The sequence below is a fragment of the Pirellulales bacterium genome (genome assembly GCA_036267355.1).
Taxonomy (GTDB): Bacteria; Planctomycetota; Planctomycetia; order Pirellulales; family DATAWG01; genus DATAWG01.
Map to the genome: position 1 here is coordinate 1 of DATAWG010000081.1, position 10,098 is coordinate 10,098.

Consider the following 10,098-nt stretch of genomic DNA (forward strand, 5'->3'; position numbering starts at 1 on the left):
GGTAAGCTTCTTCCCTTGCAGAAGCAGCTTCCCGCCGATCCGCCGGCGCACGGTCAGTTCTGCCGCCGTTCCCTTGGTTCTCATGCATACATTCTACGCCCAGCGTACCAAATGGCTCATTCACAACGCAAAGATCAATAATGCTGTGCAGAACGCGGTCGCACGCCTGCGTACCGATTTCGACGCCTTCACCACGAAAGAGTGGTCGGCGCTTTTTTCTCAGGGTTACGCCGCCGCAAGACGGTCATTGGCCTTCCTCGCTCCCGCCGAGCCCACGGTTGCAGAACCGTACCGACCGTGGCAGAACGACGCATTTGATTGGGACGACGAAAAGACCGCGCTCGAGCTCTCAAAGGGCCAAGTGAGACGCGCGCATCTGTTTACGAAAATGGACCATTATAGCCTCGCTGGTGCCCTGCTCTTACTCATCGCGATGCTTGGCGCGTGCTTCGGATGGGCGCCAATTGTGCTCCAATGCCAAAAAATCGTCACGGCCGTCATCGATCGTGCGCACAGCAGTTTCGGGGACCGGCAAATTGAGCTAAGGGAACCGCAGATCGCTGGGCCTGAGGCGGAATTGGCTGGAATTACGCTATCCGCCGAGGCCCGGCAGCAGATCGCCCTTGCAGTGGCTGCCTACCGCTCCGACGCCGACAAGACCCCCGCAAGTCGGGAGGCGCTGTTGCTGATTCAGAAAGCTCCGTTTGAATCGGGTTACGGATCGTTTCACCGGAAGTTCAAGTTTTCGGGAAACGCACGGGTGGAGGACGGGGAGTGCATGCTGGTCGACACGCGACCTCGCAAAGACTCCGTTGGCGTGAGAGTCCTTCACATGGAACAGGAGCCCACACGGTCTTACGAGCCGACAGGCCTCGTCGAATTTGACGGCCCCCGCGCCGGTGAATTATTTGTTGCGATTATTGAAGTTGAACCGCTGTCTCCGGACGATAAGGAACCATTCCCCAAAAGAAACCTTTCCCTTTACGGTATCACTTTGGAGTACCAATGATGAAAACTCGACTGTTACTCATTGCTGGCGTTCTTGCCTTAGCTGCCGCCCCACTTTATGGCGGGACATTTTCAGGAAGCACGCTTTCGCTTGATACTACGCCACTCGTCGGCGTCCGAGTGGAGGCGTTCCGGGTCAGTCTTCAAGGCAAAATTGAGCCTACGCCATTTACGCCGGCTGTATTCAGTCGCGGACAGGCTGCGAGCTACTCGATCGACCTCGGCGACGAACCGCGTGTCGTGCTCAGATTCACTGCGGGCGCAGACCGTGTCGTCGTGTCATTGCCGGAAGCCCCAAACGGTGCGGTTGGCGGTGCGGTGGACGGACGCGTCTCGATGTCCGACCTCAACGTTTACGTGCCAGAAAAGACCAAGCCCAACTGTTGCCAATGCTGCTGCGGACGGCGGCCTTGGCGCCGGTAACGGACGGGGTAATTGCGGGTACGTACGGTCCGACACTTTCTGGAAATCGGGCCTTTGTTTTCCGCGGCGCTTGGCGCGGCCAAACGTCGAGGATTGGGCGACGGTCCAACGGTCGCAATTTGGCGCAGCCAGCGGGGAAGAATAACTGCTCCTCTAGAATTCAAGGCCGGCGTGCGCGTGCTTTTCGGATTGCATGTCCACGCAGTGCGGTGGCCGTGGCGCTCAAGCGGCACCCATCGAGAGGCAGTGTCGAGATTATTTTCGTGCAGCCCTCAGCCGGATGGAAAGCCGGGCAGAAAGTTTCGCAAGGTTTCTTGCGGATACAAGCAGAAACCGTATTCGCGCGACGAAAGAATCGCGTCGGCGCGCAATTGGGCATTCAGCGATTCGCCGCGGCCGACGAGTTCGGCACGGCGATCGGCTACGAAGGGTTGAAGCTGCCGATTCGCTTCGCGGATGGCCCGGCAACGGCGGCGAGATTCCTCGGCCCCCACGTTCGCCGCGATCCATTGCTGCTTCTCGTGGATCCAATAGGCGGCCCCCAAATCGTTCGGCTCCGTCGCCAAGATGGCCGACGGCTGCGAAGCGTCTGCCGGCGATTGCGAGTCCAAAAACTTCTCCGGATGAAACTCCAATTCTCGCAACCGGCTGCGGACCATTCGCAGGTCGGCAGCCGTCGGCGACTGGTGCGCGATCGGCAAGTGCAGCGTGCCGGATGCAACCAAGAAAGCCGGGGGGGAGATGCAGAAAAATCGCTGAATCATCGCGTCGGTGAGTCGATCGTATTTCGCTCCGCCGATGCCGTGGATGAACAAGTCGCCAAAGAGCACGCGCGCGGCGAGCGTCGTCAGTAAAGCGCGGCTGCCGAGCTTGACGCCCCGATCGCATAGCGCGGAAAGCTGCACAACGGCGGTGCCGGTTTCCGAATCGGGCGAAAGCCGCAGAGAGATTTCCCATCCCTGCATATCGGAGAGCACGAGATCATCGCCGCGCGGCAGCACAAACACTCGGCGGCGCCGAGGATTTTCAGCAGACCAAATCCAGAACGGCGCCTCAAGCCGAGCCCCTTCCGATGCCAATTCCGGCGCCGGATGCGAATGGCTGCGAACATGATGCTCGCGGCGATATTCGGCAAGGGCGCTGTTATACACTTCCCACAACCGCGGCAAGTGGGCGATCAGGTGGGCCATAAAATGGCGGAACGCCGGCAAACAGCACACAACGCTCTGCGGAATCTCGAGCGTCGTGAGCCCCCAGCGGCCTTCCCATTGGTGCCGCGCTTGCGACAAAGCTTGCCCTAGATTCTTGGTGCGGCGACCGCATTCGACCGCCAACGGCCAAAATTCGCGCACCATCGGATCGGCCACCAGCGGGGCCAACCGCTCCGCCGCGCGAGCCCCAAAACTCGCAAATACGTCCGGATCTTGGATCACGCGCGCCTGAAATGGAATCTCGGCCGACGGCCTGTCGAACAGCACCGACGCGACACGCGGTTTTTCGACGCTGCCGACCGGAACCCGCAACGACGACGATTTAATCGTGTCGCTGTCGATCACCAAATTGATGGCCACGCCCCCATGCCGCTCGGCAAGCCGATGCAGCACGAAATTCTTCAGCCACACGCCCGGGTGAAAAATCTCAGGTTGATGCCCCGCAAGCAACAGCGGCGGCAATTCCACCGTGCTGCCATTGCCGCGCTCGGGCGGCGGTTCGGGAACATCGCGATATTGCCGCGTATAGGCCAGCGCCGCCGCGATCAATTGTCGCCGGGCCTGCGAGGCCAACTCGGCCAGGCGAATTCCTTGAACGTCGTAATCCGACCGGTCGATGATCGCGCGGTTGTCGGCAAGCAAATCGGCGACGTGCTCGGCCGAGGGTTCCAGAATGCGGGCCCCGTTGGTTCGCGGTGCGGCGGGAACCGATTGGTCGCGTAGCGGTTTACAAGACGACGCAGGGCAGAAGCTCATGGCCATCGGGCAAAACCGCTTTCCGTATTTGAGAATCAGGGCAACCGAACCGTCCACACTTCCGCCACCGACCACCGGCAAACCGCGGTAAACTGGATCAAGCCGCGGTAACAGGAATTCTGCCCGGTAAACCTTGGCTTGTCAAAACGCGACAAGCTTGGCAGGCGAAAACACAAGCAATTTCTTTGCCGCAGAACCCTATTTCCGCCGGCGTCAATTCTCTAATCGTGCGGATTGCCACAATCGGCACCGGCGCCCGCTCGAAAGGATGATGGCACGCGTTTCAAGTGGCTGACGGCATACGGAGTATGCCTGCTACGTAGTAGGCACACTCCGTGTGCCGGCGGCGATGCCAATTCGCTCTCGCTCGCAATCGGACGCCGCTAAAACGCTGCTCCATCAATCCTCCGCTTTGCCCTATGCTTGCTCGCGCTCGAACAACACTCGAACAGAGTGGCGGCACGCGTTTCAAGTGGCCGACGGCATACGGAGTATGCCTGCTACGTAGTAGGCACACTCCGTGTGCCGGCGGCGATGCCGATTCGCTCTCCCTCGCAATCGGACGCCCTAAAACGCTGCTCCATCGATCCTCCGCTTTGCCCCATTCTTGCTCGCGCTCGAAACGAGAGGGGGGGAATTGGCATTGCGCCGGCCGATTCGGTTGGTGACGCGGCGTAATACTTCGGCGTGAAAGGCCACTTCGCGCAGCCCAGGCCGGAGCCGCGCCAAGGGCGGAGGCTTGGAGCGTCTGTCAACGGACCCTCGCTGACACTTCGGGCTAGTGTGATGATCGGCGAGTTTCTACAAAGCCTAGTCTTGCCGCGAGCCGGTCAGGTCGAATACCTCCTGGCCTTCGAAAACGGCGTCTTTGACGCGGCCACGAAGTTTGCCAGAGCGAAGCCAAGTGTTCCAGCCCAGCCGCAGGCCCGGGCCGGCGGAATCGGAGAGAACGATGTCGGGCACCGTCTCGCCGCGCAAGAGCAATTGCACGTCGAACGCCAACGTCGGGCCGATATAAAGTCGCGTTAGATGCGAAAGCAAGAAAAACGCTTTCGAACGTGTCACCGCGCCGCGATATGGCAGGAACTCGACGAATTGTTCATAGTCGAGCGGGCCGACACGGATGCGTATCTTCCCTTCGACATCCCAAACGCGCTCGCCAATCACCAGGTTGACGCCCAGCCGGCAATTCATGCAATCGGCGTGCAATTGCGATTGGTCGGTCGGATCGAGCTGCAGCCATTGGCCGTGAAACTGTTGCACCTCGACGGGCAGCTCGAAATAGTCGGATAGCAGCGCGGCCAAGCCAAGGGCCGTTCGCGGCCGGCGGGCCCACAAACCGGCGTAGCGCAACAGCGCTTGGTCATCGACCTCGGCCAGCGTGCGGCGCTCCGGCCTCGCGTGCAGGGTGCCGTATTTGGATGGAGCGTCGCCGACAGCCTTACCCGCCGACTCTTCGGTTGTCGATTCACCGATCGACGCCACGACGCGGATGCGATTTCGCAGCGTAGCCAATCCGAGGCCCGAAAAGCTCAATAGCGCGTGCGTGAACGGGTCGGGCGGATGCTGCAGATATTCGCCGCGCTCGTAGGCGATGTAGAAGCGATATTTTTCCCAAGCTCGGTAGAAGAGCGAGAGCATGCGGTGGGTGAACAGGTCGAACCAATCGCGAAGGGCAAATTTTTCGCCATGCTTGTAGTCGCGCTGAATGCGCATCAGCATTTCGGTGTAGTGCCGCGGCATTACTCCGCTTGGCCCCACCAAGCCAAAAAATGCGACGCTCATCTCCGGCACCGAACGCTCGCCACCCGACGGCCGCAATTCCCAAATCTGGCTGGGCGGAAAGATCAACGACACATGGCTGCAGAACCGCACCGTTTCGCGCGCCGGCGGCCCATCAAACCCGACCGGCATGGTATCCGGAAACAATCGTTCCAAAACGCGGACCGCCTGGAAGAAATCGAACGTATATGGCTGCGTAAACAAGCGGACCGCAACGCTCGTCGGATCGAGGCCGGGCAAAGCGGCAGTCACGGCCGCCATTGCCGCGGCCGAGGCGCTAGCGACATTGCTGGCGGGCACGAATGCCGCGGGCCTCGCAGCAGCGCTGGCAGAGCTAGTGGCACCCGAGGGGCGGGCTGCCGTGGCCGGCTTTGCGGCGGCGGTCGGCGGCGCGGCGGCGGCCGGAACCACGCTACTGATCGGCGCGCTACCGATCGGCGCGCTACTCGGCGGCGGGCTGCCGATCGGCGCAGCGGCGACCGGCGGCGGGTTCCCATTCGCCGGTTTGCCGGGAGTCAGATCAGAGCTTGCTCGCCCGCCCGTAGTGGCCATTTCTTCAAAAGCCCTTCAGTTTGTGTCGTTTTTACGCCGAACTGCGTGAAGGAATTAATGCCCGCATACAGGCCCATGAACCGTTCGAGCACACAAGCGAACAGGAAGGTGCCGGTGCCGATGTATTTTTCCTCATCCAGCTCGACAATCACTTCCATGCCGCGGGAAAAACCGCTGCTGGCTTTGCTGCCGGTGCGCCCGACGATGCGGCGCGTGTGAATGCGCACGATGCCTTCGATCAATTGCCGGGTGATGTCCGACAATTGCTGCTGACCGGCTTGCGGGTCGCTGAAATCGTAGAGCCGGAGAATTTCGCAGAGCGCGTCGCGCCCCTGCACCGGATCGGCCAGCGAAAGATAATTCAGCGTGAGGTGCGAGACGAGCGACCAATATCGGCCGCGCAAGCTGGGGGCCCTCAGCGGCGGGGTGGGGGTTTTCAGACAGCGGATTCCCGCCAGCGGCGCGGCCCCTTCCAGCTCGAAATAAAGCCTTTCGCCGGCATGCTGCAATTGGTTCGGCAAGTCACGATTGGTACACGTCGTGCGGACCACCAGCGTGTCGTCGGCGGGCAATTGGGGCTGAAAGTCGAGATCCACAAGGTGCAAGAAAAGATCCGTCCCGCGATCTCCTTCCTGCGTCGATAGCCTGCGCGACGAATGCCAAAATGTCGGGCTCTCGGACCCATCGCGGCGATGATGAAACGAATAGAACGGGCGATAAATCGTCGTCGTCGACGTGGCCGGGTTCACGCTCAACACTTCGTCGATCGAAAACACTTCCATGCCGCGCTGATTGGCTACGTCGGGCACCACGCGATATTCGTATTGCCCCTGATCGAGCGCGATCGGCTCCGCCACTTGCTCGAACAGATTGACCACCGGCGTGCAACCGAGGCGAAACGTCGTTCGATCAATCCATTCCTCGACGCGGCGAACCGTGTGGTCGAGATAGACGACGACTTCCATCTTCCGCTGAAAGCCAGCTGCCGCGGCTTTCGAAAAGCCTTTCAGATCCAGGAACAGGAATTTCTCGCGGATCGCAAATAGTTCGCTTAGCAGGCGGTAGCCCAAAAAGCTTTGCGGCGGATATGGAAGCAGGCCGTCGGCCGCGTCGAATCCGACTTGCCCCAGGCATTCGGCGGGCGAAAGCACGATCGGCGCCAGCTTCAATTCCGGCTCCAGCGACCGGAGGACGACCTGCGTCGCATGGTTGAAGATCAATTCGTAAAGAATGCCGACGACATGTGCATCGCCAAACAAATAAAACCGCAATTCGTCGAGCGAAAGCTGCGAGAACTTCAATTCCGATTGACATTCGAATTGCAAACGCAAAGCGGCGGCGGTGCGCCGCGGCGGCTCGAATTCGCGCGGAAACGGCGGCGATTGCACCATCGCCTGCGTCAACTCCACCGGCCACAGCGTCACCGGATAGCCCGTGCGGAATCGGCACGGCAAATTCCCGACCCGGGCCGTTTGCATCCGGCTATGCCGGGCAATGCGAAAACCGTCGGGCAACGGGCCGCGAGTCGGATCGAGTTGAAATTCGACGATGCCCATCGACGGCACCGGCGCGAGATAATGCGGATAAAGCACTCCCAGCAGGGCTTCGGTCAGCTCGGGAAATTCGTCGTCGAGCTTGTGATGAATCCGTCCGGCCAGTAGCGCGAACGATTCGATCATCCGTTCGACGTGCGGATCGCCGCTTCGCGTCGATTCGAGCAACAGCCGCCCCGCCGCGGCCGGATAGCGGGCCGCGAAATCCTCGGCAAATTGCCGAATGAAAATCAGCTCGCGTTCGTAATAAGGAAAAAGCGGTCCGCTCATAATGTAGCAGGCACACTCCGTGTGCCGTCCGCCGCGGTCAGTTTACGGCAAATGGATTATGCCTTCAGCTTATTTCATGGCCCGAATCGACGTGCAACCGGTCGTCAGCTCGACGATTGTTTCAAACGAAATATCGGGATACGGTTCGATCGACAGCCGAGCCTCGATTTGGAATCGCACATTCAACTGCCGGCCGGCACGGCTCTCTTCGACCAGGATCACATGCACGTCGCGCAGCCGCGGCTCGAACCGTTCGATGGTCGCTTCGAGCATGGCTCCGATCGATTCTTGTTGCTGCGGCGTCGAGGTCGGAATCGACCCAAAATCGGGGATGCCAAATCCGATCGGCGAACGGCGCAACTCGGGAAATTCTGCCGGCAAGTCGACCACCGCGCGGCGTGTGTTCAGCAGATCCTCCAAATCGCGCCTCACGGCCGCGATGATCTGCTCGACGCCATAGCCGGCGCGAGCCCGTGTGCCGCCCGACTCGGGATCGACCAGCCGATCGAGCATCGACGGGGTGAGCGCTTGCTGAAGATCGATTCGTGTCATGGGGCAATTGTTCGTTGGCAGCGTCGCTTGCGACGCTCGTGGCCGATCGACCGTCGCAGTTGCGAAACCACTTGCTCAAGCAAGCGTTATAGCCGATCGCGCCGCGCCTTCGCAATCGCGACTGCAAACGACGCATGCATAGGGTTTGTTGCTTTCGCGGTCGCGCCAAGCGGGCAATGCAACGAAGCCCGGGCGAATCTGCAAAAACAGCGGCGGTAAAGTTTAGCGAATGCGCTTCCGCTGCCGATAAATCCGATTATGCGCGGCTTAGCGGTTCAGCTAAGCGCAACGGGCCCACTACTGGACAAGCCAGCAGTGGCACCCGGCGTCCGTGGTTCGGTTCCAAAGGTGCAGGATGGGCTTTTTGAAATTAGCTCGAGCGAATAGCGGTCTCGCTGACGATCCGCATTGGCGACGCTTCGTCGTTCGCTGGAGCATCGTGAGCCTGCTGCTGATCGCCGTCGCCGCCTACAACAGCTACGGCTTCTATCAGTTCGACGAGCATTATCAGGTTGTCGAATTCGCCGGGTACAAGCTGGGCAAAACGCCCGAGAATGCGTTGGCTTGGGAATACCGGGCGCAAATCCGGCCGTGGCTGCAGCCGGGCGTGTATTATGTTGCCGCTCGAGCCCTGATTGCCGCGGGCGTTGAAAACCCGTTCATTCTTGCCACCGCGTTTCGCGTCATCAACGGGCTGATTGCCTGGATAGCTATCCTGTCGCTGATGCTCTCAGCCAACGTTTTGTTCGGCCCGGGCCGAGCGCGGCGGCTGGCCGTGATGCTGCTGGCAACGTTGTGGCTGATTCCGTATCTCGCGGTGCGCACGTCGGGCGAATCGCTGTCGGGCAGTTTCTTGGCACTGGGCATCGCGGCGCTGTTGCTCGGCTCAACGGCAGAGACCGGCCAAGCGGCTTCGGAACACGCCAAGCGCCGGTTCCCGCCGTTGTCATTGTTGCTTGCAGGAATTTGCTTCGGCCTCGCGTTCGAATTTCGCTTCCAGATGGCGTTTGGCGTGATGGGAGTGATGGGCTGGATCGCGTTTACATCGTCGGGCGGCATTCGACGGCGAATCGGCAGCGTCGCGTTGATCGGGTGGGGAGTGCTGCCGATGGTCGCGCTGGCAACGCTGGTCGATCGCTGGGGCTACGGCCATTGGGTCGTCGTTCCATGGAACTATTTTCATACTGATGTTCTCCAAGGGCGGCCGAGCCTCGACGGCACTGCCCCGATCTGGGCCTATTTCGTCAAGGTGATCGGCAGCCCGGCGGCGCCAATCGCGGCGCTGTGGGTCGTGGCAATGCTGGTCACATGGGTGCGGCATCCGCGGCATGTGGTCGCCTGGGCCACGCTGCCGTTCTTCGTCGTCCACAGCATCGTGCCACACAAAGAACTGCGCTACATGTTCCCGATCGCGCTCGTGGCGACGCTCGGGTTTGTCGTCGCGCTAATGCCATCGAGCGGCGGTCGGCCCCAGCCGGCATGGTTGAAGCGGATTTGGCGGCTGCGGCATTCGGTGTGGGCGAAAGCGCTCGTTGCGTTCAATGCGGCGATGCTTGTCTACGCCTGCTTCGTGGCTCACGAGCCAAGCCTGAATTTTCAACACTGGCTTTACGACCATTATCCGCATGGCTGCACAATGTATGTGCTGGGGGCCGAAACGCGCAGCCCGTTTGAAAACGTCGGCGCGACGATGTTTTTCTATCGTCCGCCGAATTTCACTTGCTGGCGATTGAAAAGCGAGGCCGAGTTGGCGGCGATCATCCAGCGCGGCGACGGCGATTGCCTCGTGGTGCGCGACCGCTTGTCGAATTGGTCGCCGCCGGCCGCTTCGCCCGCCGAGTCGCACTTGGTCTACACCACCTATCCGGCCTGGGTCGAGCGTTTCAACTTCGCCAACTGGTTGCACAACTCGAAGCGATTCAGCCTGTATGCCGTCCATCCGCTCGAAACACCAAACGGCAAGGCAGAGGGGGACAATCCCCGGCCACCAA

At 60.7% G+C, this 10,098-nt stretch carries 6 protein-coding genes; 2 read left to right on the top strand and 4 right to left on the bottom strand.

What is annotated here, in order from left to right; translation table 11 throughout:
- Positions 1–1,009 (top strand): hypothetical protein (locus tag VHX65_12855; GenBank protein HEX3999433.1); only part of this gene is annotated, 1,009 nt, incomplete at its 5' end.
- A gap of 694 nt (positions 1,010–1,703) precedes the next feature.
- Here the strand turns inward: VHX65_12855 and VHX65_12860 are convergent.
- The 4 genes from VHX65_12860 to tssE all read right to left on the bottom strand — a co-directional run bounded on the left by VHX65_12860 (position 1,704) and on the right by tssE (position 8,107).
- Entirely contained in the window at positions 1,704–3,455 is a 1,752-nt protein-coding gene (locus VHX65_12860; protein ID HEX3999434.1) for a hypothetical protein, read from the bottom strand.
- Between the two features lie 753 nt (positions 3,456–4,208).
- Positions 4,209–5,732 (bottom strand): type VI secretion system baseplate subunit TssG, encoded by a 1,524-nt coding sequence (gene tssG / locus VHX65_12865; GenBank protein HEX3999435.1) that lies wholly within the window; start codon positions 5,730–5,732, stop codon positions 4,209–4,211.
- A complete protein-coding gene (gene tssF / locus VHX65_12870) occupies positions 5,696–7,555 on the bottom strand; it encodes a type VI secretion system baseplate subunit TssF (GenBank protein ID HEX3999436.1) in 1,860 nt (619 codons plus the stop codon). Before tssF ends, tssG begins: the two co-directional genes overlap by 37 nt.
- A gap of 69 nt (positions 7,556–7,624) precedes the next feature.
- Positions 7,625–8,107, bottom strand: coding sequence for a type VI secretion system baseplate subunit TssE (gene tssE, locus VHX65_12875; protein HEX3999437.1), 483 nt, complete (start codon positions 8,105–8,107; stop codon positions 7,625–7,627).
- A gap of 364 nt (positions 8,108–8,471) precedes the next feature.
- Here tssE and VHX65_12880 point away from each other — a divergent pair.
- On the top strand, positions 8,472–10,098 hold a 1,627-nt coding region (locus VHX65_12880; GenBank protein ID HEX3999438.1), incomplete at its 3' end, for a hypothetical protein.